The following is a 15,634-nucleotide window of genomic DNA, read 5'->3' on the forward strand; positions in this document are numbered from 1 at the left end:
GAGGCCGCGTAGCGGCTACTATTAAATGCGTCCAAGTTTCGGGGCGCAGTTCAGGAAGGGAAATCCAGTCGTCACCTTTCAGAATCTTCTGAAGGTGCTGAGCCTCAATGAAAGTCCCCACAAAACCGTAGGGAAATACGCTACAGAGTCAGTGACTGCTGCCAAGATCAGGCCTCAATGAAAGCCCCCCAATAAGGAAGGGAAATTCTGCGGTGGACGCTAAATCCTCGCTGGAGGTCGAGCCTCAATGAAAGCCCCCCCAAAAAAGGAAGGGAAATGATGACCTATATCGGGCAGGCGATGCTCAAGGGCTGGCCTCAATGAAAGTCTACACCTCAAGCTGCTGAACAAACGGTCCCGCAGTCATCCTGGACCATCACAACAGTCTATTTTCTTGAAAGTCCCTACAAAGTTGCAGGGAAATATGGCGTAGCCGCTGGTTTCGCTCATCCACAGTTGACCTCAATGAAAGCCCTTCCCAGAAGGAAGGGAAATGCGCGCAGATTGAAGACCGAGGAGCGCGAGTACCGCCTCAATGAAAGCCCCTCCAAAAAGGAAGGGAAATCTAGTAGTCAATGGCTCGTACTGTAGAAGACTACGAAGCGCCTCAATGAAAGTCCCTCCCAAAAGGAAGGGAAATGACCGACTGACTGACCGACCGACTAACCGGGTCGGCCTCAATGAAAGCCCTTCCAAAAAGGAAAGGAAATCTCGGGCTTTTTCGCAATAAATTCATCCGGCGGAACAAGGCCTCAATGAAAGCCCTTCCAAAAAGGAAGGGAAATACGAACGCCCACCGCCGCCCGGCTGCTTCCTGCACCGCGCCTCAATGAAAGCCCCTCCGAAAAGGAAAGGAAATCGGGTGGGTTACCTCTCCACCCGTGGGTCAAAACCTGCCCTCGATGAAAGCCCTCCCGAAAAGGAAGGGAAATTTGCCGGGCGGCTCGGCCGTCTTGTCCTGCCACAGCTGGCCTCAATGAAAGCCCCTCCCAAAAGGAAGGGAAATCGGTATCGCACGGATCGTAGAGGATGTTCACGTCGATGCCTCAATGAAAGCCCCACCGAAAAGGAAGGGAAATGCCGATTTTGATTGCGCCGGAGCGTAGGGGGTTGCCGCCTCAATGAAAGCCATTCCAAGCAGGAAGGGAAATGTCCACCTCGGGTCATGTTGGTGGCCTTGTAGCTGCCTCAATGAAAGCCCCTCCCAAAAGGAAGGGAAACGGTTCCTTGGGGTGCAACGGGGCAACAGGCGGAGTAGCCTCAATGAAAGTCCCCATTGAGAAACGGAGAAATTTAGCTACGGATTCACCCCCGACGACCTTGCCGGGCCTCAATGAAAGTCTACACCTCAAGGTACAGAACAAGCGGTCCCGCGGTCATCTTGAAGGGATATTAATCTGTCTTATTGAAAGTCCCTACAAAACTGTAGGGAAATTTGAGTTGTCTCTGTGGCTCTGGAGCCTACGGCGCGGTCTCATTAAAGGCCCTTCCCATAAGGAAGGGAAATCACGGTATTTTTTCTTGGCGGAGCGGTAGCGCGGTTCGCCTCAATGAAAGCCCTTCCCAGAAGGAAGGGAAATCGTTGGGGCTCCTTTGTCGAAAAAATCATGACTGAGCCTCAATGAAAGTCCCTCCGAAAAGGAAGGGAAATCTGCGTTGGCTCGTGAGGGCATGCTCGGCGAATCTGACCCTCAATGAAAGTCCCTCCGAAAAGGAAGGGAAATTATTGGCGTGACTCAGGCGCCCGGCGTGGAGGCCGTCTCCCTCAATGAAAGTCCCTCCAAAAAGGAAGGGAAATAATTCCGCGTTGCTGAGTGGGTGCCTGCCCAAAGCCCTCAATGAAAGTCCCTCCGAAAAGGAAGGGAAATACGGGTGCCACGAGATATTTACCTCACAGTAAATAGTCCCTCAATGAAAGTCCCTCCGAAAAGGAAGGGAAATCTGGTCCGCTCGTCTCCATGTTCGCCAATGAATTGACCCTCAATGAAAGTCCCTCCGAAAAGGAAGGGAAATCTTGGCCCGTGGCGAGGACGAGCAACGAGACTTGTGGCCCTCAATGAAAGTCCCTCCGAAAAGGAAGGGAAATCAAAGGAAGTGTTCGCGTGGTGGCATGAGAACTCCGACCCTCAATGAAAGTCCCTCCGAAAAGGAAGGGAAATTTCCCCTCAGAAATCATGCGCCCCCGATCAACAGTGCCCCCTCAATGAAAGTCCCTCCGAAAAGGAAGGGAAATGTAGGAGAGCGCCTGATTCAGTAGCAGGAAGAGCGACCCTCAATGAAAGTCCCTCCGAAAAGGAAGGGAAATGCCAAAGTGTGCGGCTTGGGTACGGGGGATAGGGTACCCTCAATGAAAGTCCCTCCGAAAAGGAAGGGAAATCTGGGTGAAGCCGCGCAGATGGTGCAGATTAGCGCCCCTCAATGAAAGTCCCTCCGAAAAGGAAGGGAAATCTAGCCAAGTTTACAGCCTAGTGGACTTTGAGTTGCCCATCCCTCAATGAAAGTCCCTCCGAAAAGGAAGGGAAATGTGTGATCGCGTGTTTTTGAAGTTTGCAGATGGTCCCCTCAATGAAAGTCCCTCCGAAAAGGAAGGGAAATATGCAATGACTGCATCAGAAGGAGCAGAAAATCATGACCCTCAATGAAAGTCCCTCCGAAAAGGAAGGGAAATAGCCACCCGAAACTAGCCCGCAACCATGCGGCAGAAACGGGTACCGCGCGAGAACCTCGCGGCAGGCCCACACAAAAAGTATACCCAAACCAGCCTGCACACGCCCAAACATCCGTGACAAGCCAAAACACCACGCGAGCGACACGCCATATTTACGTCACGTACCAGGTTCTCGCGCGCAAACAAAGACCCCCGCCGGGTGCTTCCTAAGCGACCCGGCGAGGGTCCTCACGTATGAGAGGGGTTGGCGCGGTTCAGGTAAACCAGACTAACCAAGCTAACCATGCAAACCGGGCGAGCTTCGAGTCTCACGGGACTAGAAAGAACAGCGCATCAAAACCCGAGCCGGCCAAAGCTCGGCCCCGGCGAACAGCGGAACTAGCGCTCCGCCTCCTCACCCAGCATGCCCTCACGAGCCAACGCAGTCAAACGAGACACCGCACGGAAATACTTCTTCTGATAACCACCAGCCAGCATCTCCTCAGTAAACACCTTGTCAAAAGGCACACCCGAAGAAACAATCGGCAAGTCCTTGTCATACAGGCGGTCAGCCAACACCACAAAACGCAGCGCCACCGACTGCTCAGTAATCGGGTGAACATCACGCCAGGCAATACCGTCCAGGCCATCAATCAGCTGACGGTAACGCGACGGGTGCACCTTCGCCAGATGCTCTACCAGGTCAGCGAAGTTATCAACACCAACAGTCTGGCCGCCGAACACTTCCTCAACCTTCGCATCAAACGCATCATCAGCAACAGGCTCCGGCGCAGCAGGCAGGCCACGGTGACGGAAATCCTCACCATCCACACGGTGCACCTCAAACTGCGAAGCAAGCACCTGAATCTCACGCTTAAAATCCTCAGCCGCGAAACGGCCCTCACCCAGCGCACCAGGCAGCGTGTTCGACGTCGCCACAAGCTTCACGCCAGCATCCGCCAGCTCACGCATCAGACGAGACATGAGCACAGTATCACCCGGATCGTCCAGCTCAAACTCGTCAATACACACCAGCTTGTAGCTGCTCAACGCCTCAACCGTCTTACGGAACGTCAACGCACCCACCAGGTTCGTGTACTCCACAAAAGTACCGAACGCCTTCGGGCCATCCACATAATGCCACAGCGACGCCAACAAGTGAGTCTTACCCACACCAAAACCGCCGTCAAGGTACAGGCCAGCCTTCGTCGAATCCTTCTTCTTGCCACCAAACAGGCGACCAAAGAAACCGGCACCAGCACCGCCACCATTAATCTTGTCGCCAAAATCCTTCAGCTTCTGCACAGCCTCAGCCTGTGACGGCTGATTCGGATCAGGAATGTAGCTATCAAAAGACACTTCACCAAAACGCTCAGAGGGGCGGAAACCCGCCAGCAACTCATCAGCAGAAACGCGAGGGATGCGGTCGGTCAAATGTACGGTAGTGGTGGGCACAAAAACTCTTTTCTTCAGTGACGGCGATGTGACTTCCGCTTTAAGTGTAGTACTGTCTAACACCCCGCGTGAGCCGTATGAGTTGCCCGCCACATTACGGGCACAGGGAGGGAGTGGGGGTGCGTGGGGCCGCCCTGTTTTGTTTAGGCCGCTCAGTGCCAGTGGAGGGGCTACTCAGCACCGGTGGAGGTTCGGTCATGACCTAGCAATTTCAGTCATGACTTAGCGTCTTTGGAGGTGGTTAAAACCCCAGCCTAAAGTCACTAACCCATTACCGAAAAAACTAAACCATAACCGGCTCCCTCCCACATATCCGACGCAGACCCAAATTCGGTAATGGGTTACGGATTCGTGCCATAGGTTAGTGTCTTTGGTCGTAGTTAAAAACCATGGCAGAAGACCCTAAACCATGGCACAAATTCTGCAGGGGCGACGCCTCCGTAAGTGTAGATTTATTTGATACATAAAGCATTGATGTGTCCGAATAATGACGTTTAGATACTATTGCACTCAAAGCAACGCAAATATACACAAAGATGCGGTAGGGTGGTAAATATAGTGTTCCATAACGCACTGATGCGTTTGTTAGGTGCGCTACGGGGCTGTTTTCCTTCCGGCGGTCGACTCGACCTGTGAATAACGGCCCAACTTGCACATATACATCACACTGTCACCGATGCTAGGAGCGTATCTTCTATGGATTCGACCATCTTTAATCGCCGTACCTTGCTGGGCAGCGGCGCGCTTGTGGGCCTTGGCGCCCTGCTCGCAGCCTGTGGCCAGCAGGCAAATAATGAGGCGGCAGCCACCGCATCCGCCGCACCGAGCGAGTCGGCTTCGGCGTCTGCGGCGGCATCTGCATCGACTACTCCTAGCCCCGTCATTACCCGCGGCTACTCGGGTGGCTCGAAGGCGCCCAATGGCGAGTACCGTGAAGCTGATGAATACGGTATGGCTCAGAACGTTCCTCTCCCCAAGGCTAAGCCACAACAGTATCCTGAAACCTTTGCTGGCCTGCGTGAAATGATGACCGATTGGGTCAGAGCCCGTAACTACGGTATTCAGACCGGTGATATGCAGTATGTATGGCCCTATATGCTGGATACCTACGAAAAGGATATTAAGTTCCTCAAGGATATCGAGGGCCTTTATCAGCGCGGCGGCTGGGTTATTGCGGGAACCTCAGATTTTCAAGCAGAGAGCACCCTCAATTACGACGATAAAGCAAAAGAGTATTGGGTTCTTACTCGGCGCCTTTGGACCTATGCCATCTATGTCAACCCTGATGGAAGCAGGACGGAGCATTCCAATACCAAGCATGATAATAACGAAATTTTCATGATGCGTTATCGCTATAAGGATGGTTATTGGTATCTGTCTGGTTATGTTTCCAATAAGCAGCTCCGCGAACAAGGAGTTATTAAATAATGCACAAAAAACAACTACCCCTATTTTGTGCGACATTTATTATAGGTTTTATTGGCCCTGCTTCACATCTAGTTTACGCTTTAGAAGATACCTCAGATAGCAACAATCACAGTATTTCCGATATAAAAGCACCATATAGCGTTCCCTCTTCATATGATGACGTAGATGATATAGCTCAGACAAATGCTTATCCTGATCATGAGTCTGCCCAAGATGATCTTAGGACTGCAAAACAACAGCAACAGCAAAAAATTTGAGGAGACGCATTATCTTGCAAATGATGGCATGGGCGGTCAATTTTACGCTTCAACCACTGATAAAGACTCCTGCACCACCGCTGACGGCCAACCAGGACAGTACTTCCGTACCTGGATGATGCCTGACGACGGCAACGACTACACCGGTTATTACAATACCTCCGGCATCGGAACCTACTGCAACCCAGTAGAAACCCGCACCCTAACCGCCAACAACCCCGGAGGGCCTCGTAAACCGAGCCCAGCTCAAATGCTTCAAGAAATTGAAGACAAATTCGCTAACACCGATATTCGACCCCCTATCCTGAAACAGTCCTATAACTCCGGTAACGGCACCGGCAGGGCTAAGGGCGACCCGAATGTTTACAAGGGCGACAACGTCAATTTCTACGCTGAAGCTCCCACCGCTTATTGGGAGGGCGAGCTTTCGGCCGGTCATGTTGAAATCGAGTCTTATCCGGTGCAGATGACCGTCCAGTACGGCAACGGAGACGAGGGTACGTCATACACCATTGGCGAGCCTATTTACCCGAAGTCCGGTTCGAAAGCACAACCGACTGCGACCAGTTATGTGTATAAGCGTTCGGGCAATTTCCACGCGTACGCAACGGTTTCTTATGCTGGCCGATACCGCGTCAATGGCGGCCAGTGGCAGGCTATGCGTACTGTCGTTAAGAAGGACACTGCTGAACCGTTGCTGATTCGTGTGTGGTGGGTTGATGTGGGTCGTGTCGGCGGCACCTGCGCCGAAGATGATACTCGTTGGGGCTGCAAGAACGACCCGACCATGGGCAAGAAGGATAACCCGAACCCGCGCCTGCGCAAGGCCGATATCCGTACCGGTCAGCGCTGGCACCTGAACGATAGCGGCGATGGGGACACGGAGTATTCGCTACACCGCGACTGGCCCGACATGTAGGGCTACTCCCTGCCGTGGGTCTTACGCTGAGAAGCCACATGTTCGCTGAGAAGCCACCTTGTTTGTGGCTTTTCGAAACACATGTGGCTTCTCAGCTATCGGGGGTTCTTCTCTGCGGTTGGTTAGTCTTCCGGTTTCTAGTCAGCCCCTCTATTCACACTTCACACCGATATGAGGAATACATTTCCATGACTTCCGTTATTCTTACCCGCCGCGCTCTGCTGGGCAGCGGCGCACTCATGGGCATTGGTGCCCTGCTTGCGGCGTGCGGCCAACAGGCTGCTAACGAGGCGAGCGCCTCGGCATCATCGACCACTGCTCCGAGCGAGACCGCTTCGGCTTCTTCGGCGGCGTCTGAGTCGCCTTCGGCAAGCACTACCCCAAGAGTAACTCGCGGGTATTCAGGTAATTCTAAAGCTCCTGACGGAGAGTACCGCAAAGCCGACGAGTACGGTCCTGCGCAGAACGTCCAGGAACCCCGCAAGGAACCCGCACAGTACCCTGAGACTGAACAAGGCCTCTACCGCATGATGAAGGACTGGGTAGTTGCGCACAACTACGCAATCCAGACCGGTGACTGCTCCTACGCATTCAAATATGTAACAGAAGATGCAGAAGAATATGAGTTCTACCTGTATATTCAGGGTCTTTACCAGCGCGGAGGATGGACTGTTGACGGGCTGGATAGCTACCAGCCAGAAGGCCCGCTTATCTACGACGAAGCAAAGAAAATGTATCGTATGAAGCATCGTCGGTTCTGGAGCAGCGTTATGTACGTTGAATCTAATGGTCACCTCACAATGCAGGCTAACACTGAGACTAGTGACGATACTTTCTATTTCCTTTTCACCTACTCTGATGGCTATTGGAAGATTGCTGGAAGTAAATCAATTGAGGAAATAGATAGCTAGCAATAGTCTCTTTCTTCAATTCACACACCACACCGACAGAAGGAATTTACTTCCATGACTTCCGTTATTTTGAACCGCCGCGCACTGTTGGGTAGCGGCGCTCTTGTGGGCCTGGGGGCCCTGCTTGCAGCGTGCGGCCAGCAAGCCACCAACGAGGCGAGCGCGTCGGCTGCAGCATCTGAGGCACCTTCGGCAAGCGCTACTCCATCTACTGTTCGCGGCTACTCGGGCGGATCCAAGGCACCCGATGGAGAGTACCGAAAGGCCGACAAATACGGCCCAGCCCAGAACGTACCGAAACCCAGCCTCCCCGAAGAAGGCTACAACGAAAAGTCTCTAGAAGGCCTACGTAAAACATTTGACGCATGGGTCCAGTGGGGAAACTACGGTATCCAGACTGGTGACTATGCAAAGGCACGAGAATTCATCTCGCCTAATTTCAGCTCCGAATTAGAAGCCTACGAAAGCGTCGAAAAACTATACAGGCGCGGCGGATGGGTTATCGACGGTATCGAAAAATTTACAGCTGATGGGTCGCCTTGGTCCGAAGACGGCGAAACATATTTCTGGAAAATGTATCGTAACTGGAATCAGGAAATCCACGTTGAACCAGACGGTAAATGGACTGCGTGGGATAACGAGGATAAAACTAACGATACTCTCAAAGTCAAAATGAAACATGACGGCCAAAAGTGGTCAATTCTAGACTTCGAAGAATTCAACGTCTAAGCAGCATTCACCTTTTACACACCACACCGATATAAGGAATACGTTTCCATGGCTTCCACTCTTTTGACCCGCCGCGCAATGACATGCAGTATGTATGGCCCTATATGCTGGATACCTACGAGAAGGATATTAAGTTCCTCAAGGATATCGAAGGCCTTTATCAGCGCGGAGGCTGAGGTGGTGTGCGCCCAGGGCTGGGTCTGCATTCCTACTTTCTATTTTATTTTTCTAACAAATAAGATTATAATAAGGAGTGTTTATTTTCGGAGGTTTTTATGTCATTTCTATCAAAAAATTGGGCAGGACTGTCAGTCTGTCTGATCATTTCTATCATCTCTTGGGTTTTAGGAGGATTTCTGCCTGTTGTGGGAGCACCTGTTTTCGCCATTTTTATCGGAATGATTCTCCATCCCTTTCTCACTTCCTATACACAACTGGATGCCGGTTTGACTTATAGCTCCAAAAAACTGCTTCAGTATGCTGTTATTTTGCTTGGGTTTGGACTCAGTATCTCACAAGTTTTCGCAGTTGGAACATCTTCCCTTCCTGTTATCCTTTCAACTATTTCAATTGCATTGATTATAGCTTTCTTTTTCCAACGCTTTTTTAACCTTGATACAAAACTAGCTACCTTGATTGGAGTTGGATCTTCTATCTGTGGCGGTTCTGCCATTGCAGCGACTGCTCCTGTTATTCACGCCAAGGAAAAAGAAGTAGCCCAAGCCATTTCTGTTATCTTTTTCTTCAATGTCTTGGCAGCTCTTATCTTTCCGACTCTAGGTTCTTGGCTCCATCTTTCCAACGAAGGTTTTGCTCTCTTTGCGGGTACTGCGGTCAACGATACTTCCTCTGTGACAGCTACTGCTAGTGCCTGGGATAGTCTATACCATACCAACACTCTCGAATCTGCCACTATTGTCAAACTGACACGCACCTTAGCTATTATCCCTATTACTCTCTTCCTCTCCTATTGGCAAAGCCGTCAACAAGGCAACAACCAAGGGGTAAAGCTTAAAAAAGTCTTCCCCGTTTTCATCCTCTACTTTATCCTAGCTTCTCTGCTAACTACTCTTCTCACATCTTTCGGTGTCAGCAATAGCTTCTTTTCACCTCTCAAACAACTCTCCAAATTCCTCATCATCATGGCTATGAGTGCTATTGGTCTCAAAACCAACCTCATTGCTATGATCAAATCCAGTGGAAAATCCATTCTTCTTGGAGCCCTTTGCTGGATTGCTATCATCCTGACTAGTCTTGGCATGCAATTACTCATCGGTATTTACTAAGAAAAAAGGGAGCCTAAAGGCTACCTCAGAACGTAGACAAACGTCATTTTTGGCGTTTTATCTATGATGAAAAAACTAAAGAATACACTCTCATGCTGAAGCACATTTGGGAATTCGTAATGTATGTTGAACCCGACGGGTCATATACAGAAGACAAAAATACGGCCGAGGGGGACGATAGCGGCGCTTACATTCTCCAATATTCAGATGGATTTTGGACTGTCGTTGGCTCGCTTTCTCAAGAGCAGCTGAAGGAAAAAGGGCTACTGAAATAACCCCATAACCTTTGAGAAGCCACATGTGTTTCGAGAAGCCACCAAAGAAGTGGCTTTTCGAAACACATGTGGCTTCTCGGCGCATAGGTATCGGCGCATGGTGACTTCCGTAAAATGGTTGTATGGCTAAGAAAACTAAAGGTAAGAAGAGCGGCGCAGCAACCGCCGCCGTAGCACTGCTGACCGAGACGAACACCCCCTTCCAGATGCGTGAATACGAGCACGTTGAGGGCGTCACTTCCTTCGGTGAAGAGGCCGCGAAGAACCTCGGCGCATCCGAGGAGCAGGTGTTCAAGACCCTGCTGATTGTGCACGAGAAGGATTTCGCCGTCGCGATCGTGCCGGTCTCTGGCAAGCTGAACATTAAGGCTGCCGCGGCAGCCCTGGGTTGGAAGAGCGCCTCCATGTGCGACCCGAAGGTCGCTGAGCGCCGCACCGGCTACGTGGTGGGCGGTATTTCTCCGCTGGGTCAGAAGACTCCCTCCCCCACTCTGCTCGATGAGTCTGCGCAGCTTTTTGACACGATCATGGTTTCTGGCGGTAAGCGCGGCCTGGATGTTGAGCTCGCTCCGGACGACCTGCTGAAGCTCACCAACGGCAAGTACGCTGACATCCGCGCTTAGTCCGCGCTCAGTGGGAATAATCCGCCCGGCCGCGGCGTTACATATGTCGTAAGAGCCTGGGCATGAGAGCAAACTGAAGGAGTCATGATGGGCAATTCGCTACCCGGCGTGGGTGCTATCGCCAAGAACTGGCGTGAAGTGCTCAAGCCTGAAGAGTACGCTGTTCTGCGTGAGGGCGGCACCGAGCGCGCGTTCACGGGCGAGTACTGGAACACCCACACGGAGGGTGTGTATTCGTGCCGTGCCTGCGGTACGGAGCTGTTCCGTTCCGATCAGAAGTTCGATTCGCATTGTGGTTGGCCGTCGTTTTTCGCGCCGCTGGCTGAGGACCGTGTGCGTTACCTGGAGGATACGACGTTCGGTATGCGCCGTGTGGAGGTGCGTTGCGCCGCCTGCGATTCGCATCTGGGTCACGTGTTTGAGGGTGAGGGTTACCCGACTCCCACGGATTTGCGGTATTGCATTAATTCGGTGTGTCTGACGCTGACCCCCGCTAGTGAAGCACAGCCTGGCGATACCCCGGTTGACGAGGCGGAATCCACCGAATAGACCCCGCCAATGCCCCCAGCGGGCACGCCGGTGAACCCCTTATTGTGAGTCTCTCTAAATTCGAGGCTTTAAGCTCGGGCGGGTAGAATGGCGTAGTGCCTTCGCGGGCACGCCACCCCGCCCGGGCTCGTGTTTGCTCGGGCGTACGCCTACCCGGGCATCTGGCGCATCGTATGGGCGCGTCGAACCAGACAGAGGAAAAGGATTGAGTGCATGAGTACCGCAGCTGAACAGAATGCCGCAGGCACCCCTCAGCTGACCCTTCACGGTATCGAAGTTCCGGACGTTGTTCCTCTGGAGGCCCCTTCCTCACCGATTCCGACTCTCATCACCACTGAGAGCGGTCTGCGTCGTGCCGCTGAGCAGTTGGCGGCGGCGTCCGGCCCGGTGGCTGTTGATACGGAGCGCGCCCAGGGCATCCGCTACGGTTCGCGTGCTTTTTTGGTACAGCTTAAGCGTGAAGATCAGCTGTACCTGATTGACCCTGAGGCGTTTAAGGATTTGCGCATTATTAACGATGCTTTGGCGGATGCTGAGTGGGTTATTCACGCCGCGATTCAGGACTTCCCGAGCCTGGACATGCTCGGTATGCGCCCGAACCGCCTGTTTGATACGGAGCTTGGTGCGCGTCTTGCCGGTCTGGAGCGTGTGAACCTGGGTGCGACCGTTGAGGAGCTGCTCGGTTATAAGCTGGCGAAGAAGCATTCGAAGGAAGACTGGTCGCGCCGTCCCCTGCCGGAGTCTTGGTTGAACTATGCGCTGCTGGACGTTGACGTGCTCATTGATTTGCGTGACGCGTTGGAGGATTTGCTCCGCCAGCAGGGTAAGCTGCAGTACGCCCTGGAGGAGTTCGAGTACCTGTGTAAGACCCCGGTGAAGGATCCGACGGATCAGCCGGAGCGTTGGCGTAAGACGAAGGGCCGCACGATGTTGCGTTCGGTCAAGCAGCTGACGGCGCTGCGTAACCTGTGGCAGGAGCGTGACTCGCTGGCGCGTAAGAAGGACGTTGATGCGAAGCGTCTGCTGCCCGATTCTGCGATTGTGGAGGCGGCACGCACCATGCCGCGTAACGTGCCCGCCATCATGTCGATTCCCGGTTTTCAGACGCGCGGTCTGCGTCGTGAGGGTCCGCGCTGGGTGCGTGCTATTGCCGCGGCGGCACGCGGTGAGAACGCTGTACCGTTCACTTTGCCGTCGACTGCCCCGCCGCCGTTGAAGGCGTGGGAGTCTAAGCGTCCCGAGAACTTGGCGCTGTTCACCGAGGTTCGTCAGGCAATTGATGAGCTCTCTGAGAAGCTGACCATTCCGGCGCAGAACCTGATTACGACCGATTATGTTCGCCGCCTCTGCTGGGAGCCGCCGGCTCGTTTTGACGAGCAGACCCTGCGGGATGCACTCGCCGAGTACGGTGCGCGTTCGTGGCAGACGGGTCTGGTTGCCCCCGTGATTGCGCCGATTTTTGCCCGTCACCTGGGGTAGATTTCACTAACGCTAAATAGACGTGTGCCGGTTGGGTGTGTTGTTGATGTGACCACCCGACCGGCATTTTGCGTGCCGCGGGAGTTGCCTCAGGATTTTGCCTCAGGAGTTGTCTCGGGAGCAAACGTGAACGAAGCTTAGCCTGCTCTCATTCGATTTTTATCCCAAACCGGCATAGGGTGGAGAGAGTACACGAAAGGAACCACCATGCCCGCACCCAACGGATGCTGCCGCTCTCAGAAGGCATGCGCCTCCCCCACTGCATCTGCCGCCGTCGACACCGCAGTCGATACCGCAGAGATTGAATCTTCTGCTCGCGTCTTTTCCCGCCGCGCAACCCTTATCACCGGTGCCGTCGCATCCGGTGCGCTGCTCGCCTCCTGCGCTGAAGGTGACTCCAACGTCACCGTGCCCGAAGGCAGCGTAGAGATGGGCGCCGCCTCCGCAGTGGGCGTAGGCAAGGCAGCTAAGCTGACCCACGGCTCCACGACCGTTATCGTCTCCCAGCCCTCTTCGGGCGAATACAAGGCGTTCAGCACCGTCTGCACCCACCAGGGCTGCCAGGTGCAGGTGCAGGACTCCAACCGCATCGTGTGCCCCTGCCATGGCTCCGAATACGCCGTAGCTGACGGCTCGGTCATTCACGGCCCCGCTGAGGAGGCGCTGACCAGCTACCCGGTGCAGGTGAAGGGCGGCAAGATTTTCGTCGCCCACACCAATAAGGACTCCTAAAACCTGTAGAAGACGTACGGCAAAGCCCCGCCCATCACAATGGGCGGGGCTTCTTGCTGTATATACTGTGCCCGTCATTGACGGGTACTTGTCGCTGAGCACCTGCTATTGCGGCGCGCTACTGAGAGAAGCTCAGGCGGCACATCTCAGGTACGACCGCTTAGCGGGTGTGGCGCGGCTTCTGGCCCTCTTCACGAGCAAACGGCACCTTATCGCCAGCCAGCTGCGCACGCAGATCCGCGATAATGGTTTCCGCGGTCAGGCCGACCTCCTCAAGAATCTGCTCGCGGGAAGCGTGCGGAATGAACTCGGCAGGAAGACCCAGCTCGCTCAGAGCGGTATCCACGCCAGCCGCACGCATTTCCTGGCGGATGCGCGAACCCACGCCGCCGGAACGCACGCCGTCCTCAATGGTCACCACAATGCGGTGATCACGGGCCAACTCAATAACCGAAGACGGCACCGGCATCACCCAGCGCGGGTCAACCACGGTGGACTGGATACCCTCGGCGGCAAGCACCTTCGAAGCTTCCAGAGCCACGCGAGCCATAGCGCCCACGGCAACGAACAATACGTCACGCTGACCGGTCTCCGGGTGGGGCTCACCGGTGCGTGCCAGCACGTCCACACCGTCACTGCGACGCTCCAGGGCGGGAATGTCCTCACCCACGGAGCCCTTCGGGTAGCGAATCACGGTCGGTGCATCGTTGATAGCTACAGCCTCACGCAGCTCTTCGCGCAGGGTCGCGCCATCACGCGGAGCCGCCAGGTGCAGACCCGGAATGAACTGCAGCATCGCCAAATCCCACATGCCGTGGTGGCTTGCGCCGTCCGGGCCGGTAATGCCGGAGCGGTCCAGCACCACGGTCACGCCCGCCTTGTGCAGGGCAACATCCATGAGCAGCTGGTCAAAGCCGCGGTTCAGGAAGGTTGCGTAGAGGGCAACCACCGGGTGCATGCCGCCGTACGCCAGGCCGGCGCTCATCGCCACAGCGTGCTGCTCAGCGATACCTACGTCAATAACGCGCTCGGGGTGGCGCTTCTGGAATTCGCGCAGACCCACGGGAATGAGCATCGCGCCGGTAATGCCGACGACGTTCTCCTGCTCATCCGCAATATCCGCGATTTCGCTACCAAAGACACCGGTCCACGACTCGGAGGTGCTGGTCGAAACGTCCTCACCGGTCAGCGGGTCAATCTGGCCCACCGCGTGGAACTGGTCATCCTCATTCGCGCGGGCGGGCGCGTAGCCGTGGCCCTTCTCGGTAATGGCGTGCACAATCACCGGGCCGGCATAGTTCTTCGCCGCGGTCAGTGCGTTCTCCACAGCCTGCTGGTCGTGGCCGTCAATGGGGCCCACGTATTTCATGCCCAGGTCTTCAAAAATGCCCTTGGGTACGACGACGTCCTTAATGCCCGCCTTCATGCCGTGCAAGCCGCGGTACACCATCTGACCGACGGGGCCGCCACGCTGCAGACCGACGCGCACCGCATCCAGGGCGTGGTCGTAGCGGTGATCGAGGCGCACACGATCCACCTGCTGCTGCACACCGTGCTTGAGCTCAGAGAGCTGGTTCGCAAAACCGCCAATGGTCGGCGCGTAGGAGCGGCCGTTATCGTTGACCACAATCACGACCTTGCGGGTGCGGTCGGCAGCAATATTGTTCACTGCCTCCCACGCCATGCCGCCGGTCAGCGCGCCGTCGCCAATGAGAACCACGGTGTAACGGTCATCCTCACCGTTGAGCTTGTGCGCGCGAGAAATACCGTCAGCCCACGAAATCGAGCTGGAGGCGTGCGAAGAAGCAATAATGTCGTGCTCAGACTCGCCACGATCCGGGTAACCCGACAGGCCACCCTTCTGACGCAGAGTCTTAAACGCGTGACGACCAGTCACCAGCTTATGCACATAGGACTGGTGGCCGGTGTCGAAAAGAATGTTGTCCTTGGGAGATTCGAAGACACGGTGAATGCCGAGGGTCAGCTCCACAACGCCCAGGTTCGGGCCCAGGTGACCGCCGGTCGCCGACACGTTCGTCACGATGAACTGGCGAATCTCCTTAGAGAGCTCCTCCAGCTGCTCGTAGCTGAGGTTCTGCAGGTCCGCCGGAGACTGAATACCCGGGAGCAACTTGGCAGTGGCACCATCGCCAATGCTGTAGTCGGCGGTGGGTGCGCCACCGGCGGCGCTATTCGGGGTCTCCTCCTGCGGCAATGCGTTTTCAGCGGACATACACCCACACTCCTCAAGGTCGGGGCACGGCTCATTCCGTGCGTTGGTTCTTCAATGATTCTACCGTTTACAGTGCCAAAAAGCAGATTTATGCGCCCGCAGAGCAAGACG

The 15,634-nt window shown here is 54.7% G+C and carries 13 protein-coding genes and 1 CRISPR repeat array; of the genes, 11 read left to right on the forward strand and 2 right to left on the reverse strand.

The window, feature by feature from the left end:
* The first annotated feature begins 1,399 nt into the window (after positions 1-1,399).
* A CRISPR array of direct repeats spans positions 1,400-2,668; the repeat unit is 35 nt; unit sequence CCTCAATGAAAGTCCCTCCGAAAAGGAAGGGAAAT.
* Between the two features lie 378 nt (positions 2,669-3,046).
* Positions 3,047-4,102, reverse strand: a complete 1,056-nt coding sequence (zapE, locus tag RQ593_RS04480) for a cell division protein ZapE (protein WP_005506346.1) — start codon at positions 4,100-4,102, stop codon at positions 3,047-3,049.
* Positions 4,103-4,798: 696 nt separating this feature from the next.
* Between zapE and RQ593_RS04485 the strand changes: the two genes are divergently transcribed.
* The 11 genes from RQ593_RS04485 (at position 4,799) to RQ593_RS04535 (ending at position 13,290) form a co-directional block, all read left to right on the forward strand.
* Positions 4,799-5,530, forward strand: a complete 732-nt coding sequence (locus RQ593_RS04485) for a DUF6318 family protein (protein WP_311449913.1) — start codon at positions 4,799-4,801, stop codon at positions 5,528-5,530.
* Positions 5,530-5,787: a hypothetical protein gene (locus RQ593_RS04490; protein ID WP_311449914.1), complete on the forward strand. Its 258-nt coding sequence runs from the start codon at positions 5,530-5,532 to the stop codon at positions 5,785-5,787. The genes RQ593_RS04485 and RQ593_RS04490 overlap by 1 nt, the downstream gene beginning before the upstream one ends.
* A gap of 28 nt (positions 5,788-5,815) precedes the next feature.
* A complete protein-coding gene (locus tag RQ593_RS04495) occupies positions 5,816-6,706 on the forward strand; it encodes a peptide ABC transporter ATPase (RefSeq protein ID WP_311449915.1) in 891 nt (296 codons plus the stop codon).
* Between the two features lie 188 nt (positions 6,707-6,894).
* Positions 6,895-7,617, forward strand: a complete 723-nt coding sequence (locus RQ593_RS04500; RefSeq protein ID WP_311449916.1) for a DUF6318 family protein — start codon at positions 6,895-6,897, stop codon at positions 7,615-7,617.
* A gap of 54 nt (positions 7,618-7,671) precedes the next feature.
* Positions 7,672-8,346, forward strand: a complete 675-nt coding sequence (locus tag RQ593_RS04505) for a DUF6318 family protein (protein ID WP_049345147.1) — start codon at positions 7,672-7,674, stop codon at positions 8,344-8,346.
* A 275-nt stretch (positions 8,347-8,621) separates the two neighbouring features.
* Positions 8,622-9,632, forward strand: coding sequence for a YeiH family protein (locus tag RQ593_RS04510; RefSeq protein WP_311449917.1), 1,011 nt, complete (start codon positions 8,622-8,624; stop codon positions 9,630-9,632).
* Positions 9,633-9,724: 92 nt separating this feature from the next.
* On the forward strand, positions 9,725-9,907 hold the full coding sequence (locus tag RQ593_RS04515; protein ID WP_049345143.1) for a hypothetical protein: 183 nt from the start codon (positions 9,725-9,727) through the stop codon (positions 9,905-9,907).
* A 122-nt stretch (positions 9,908-10,029) separates the two neighbouring features.
* Entirely contained in the window at positions 10,030-10,530 is a 501-nt protein-coding gene (gene ybaK / locus RQ593_RS04520; protein WP_005506356.1) for a Cys-tRNA(Pro) deacylase, read from the forward strand.
* Positions 10,531-10,617: 87 nt separating this feature from the next.
* Entirely contained in the window at positions 10,618-11,079 is a 462-nt protein-coding gene (gene msrB, locus RQ593_RS04525) for a peptide-methionine (R)-S-oxide reductase MsrB (protein WP_294631852.1), read from the forward strand.
* 213 nt (positions 11,080-11,292) lie between these two features.
* Entirely contained in the window at positions 11,293-12,558 is a 1,266-nt protein-coding gene (locus tag RQ593_RS04530; protein ID WP_304193193.1) for an HRDC domain-containing protein, read from the forward strand.
* A gap of 207 nt (positions 12,559-12,765) precedes the next feature.
* Complete coding sequence (locus tag RQ593_RS04535; RefSeq protein ID WP_294631321.1) at positions 12,766-13,290, forward strand: Rieske (2Fe-2S) protein; 525 nt, start codon at positions 12,766-12,768, stop codon at positions 13,288-13,290.
* A 160-nt stretch (positions 13,291-13,450) separates the two neighbouring features.
* Here RQ593_RS04535 and dxs read toward each other — a convergent pair whose 3' ends face one another.
* Entirely contained in the window at positions 13,451-15,523 is a 2,073-nt protein-coding gene (gene dxs / locus RQ593_RS04540; RefSeq protein WP_311449918.1) for a 1-deoxy-D-xylulose-5-phosphate synthase, read from the reverse strand.
* Positions 15,524-15,634 lie beyond the last annotated feature (111 nt).

This window comes from uncultured Rothia sp. (assembly GCF_963507905.1).
Classification (GTDB): Bacteria; Actinomycetota; Actinomycetes; order Actinomycetales; family Micrococcaceae; genus Rothia.

What these genes read in the sequence shown, in the direction of transcription:
- RQ593_RS04485 (WP_311449913.1), top strand. Translation starts at nt 4,799, where the DNA reads ATGGATTCGACCATCTTTAATCGCCGTACCTTGCTGGGCAGCGGCGCG.
- RQ593_RS04490 (WP_311449914.1), top strand. Translation starts at nt 5,530, where the DNA reads ATGCACAAAAAACAACTACCCCTATTTTGTGCGACATTTATTATAGGT.
- RQ593_RS04495 (WP_311449915.1), top strand. Translation starts at nt 5,816, where the DNA reads ATGGGCGGTCAATTTTACGCTTCAACCACTGATAAAGACTCCTGCACC.
- RQ593_RS04500 (WP_311449916.1), top strand. Translation starts at nt 6,895, where the DNA reads ATGACTTCCGTTATTCTTACCCGCCGCGCTCTGCTGGGCAGCGGCGCA.
- RQ593_RS04505 (WP_049345147.1), top strand. Translation starts at nt 7,672, where the DNA reads ATGACTTCCGTTATTTTGAACCGCCGCGCACTGTTGGGTAGCGGCGCT.
- RQ593_RS04510 (WP_311449917.1), top strand. Translation starts at nt 8,622, where the DNA reads ATGTCATTTCTATCAAAAAATTGGGCAGGACTGTCAGTCTGTCTGATC.
- RQ593_RS04515 (WP_049345143.1), top strand. Translation starts at nt 9,725, where the DNA reads ATGCTGAAGCACATTTGGGAATTCGTAATGTATGTTGAACCCGACGGG.
- ybaK (WP_005506356.1), top strand. Translation starts at nt 10,030, where the DNA reads ATGGCTAAGAAAACTAAAGGTAAGAAGAGCGGCGCAGCAACCGCCGCC.
- msrB (WP_294631852.1), top strand. Translation starts at nt 10,618, where the DNA reads ATGGGCAATTCGCTACCCGGCGTGGGTGCTATCGCCAAGAACTGGCGT.
- RQ593_RS04530 (WP_304193193.1), top strand. Translation starts at nt 11,293, where the DNA reads ATGAGTACCGCAGCTGAACAGAATGCCGCAGGCACCCCTCAGCTGACC.
- RQ593_RS04535 (WP_294631321.1), top strand. Translation starts at nt 12,766, where the DNA reads ATGCCCGCACCCAACGGATGCTGCCGCTCTCAGAAGGCATGCGCCTCC.
- dxs (WP_311449918.1), bottom strand. Translation starts at nt 15,523, where the DNA reads ATGTCCGCTGAAAACGCATTGCCGCAGGAGGAGACCCCGAATAGCGCC.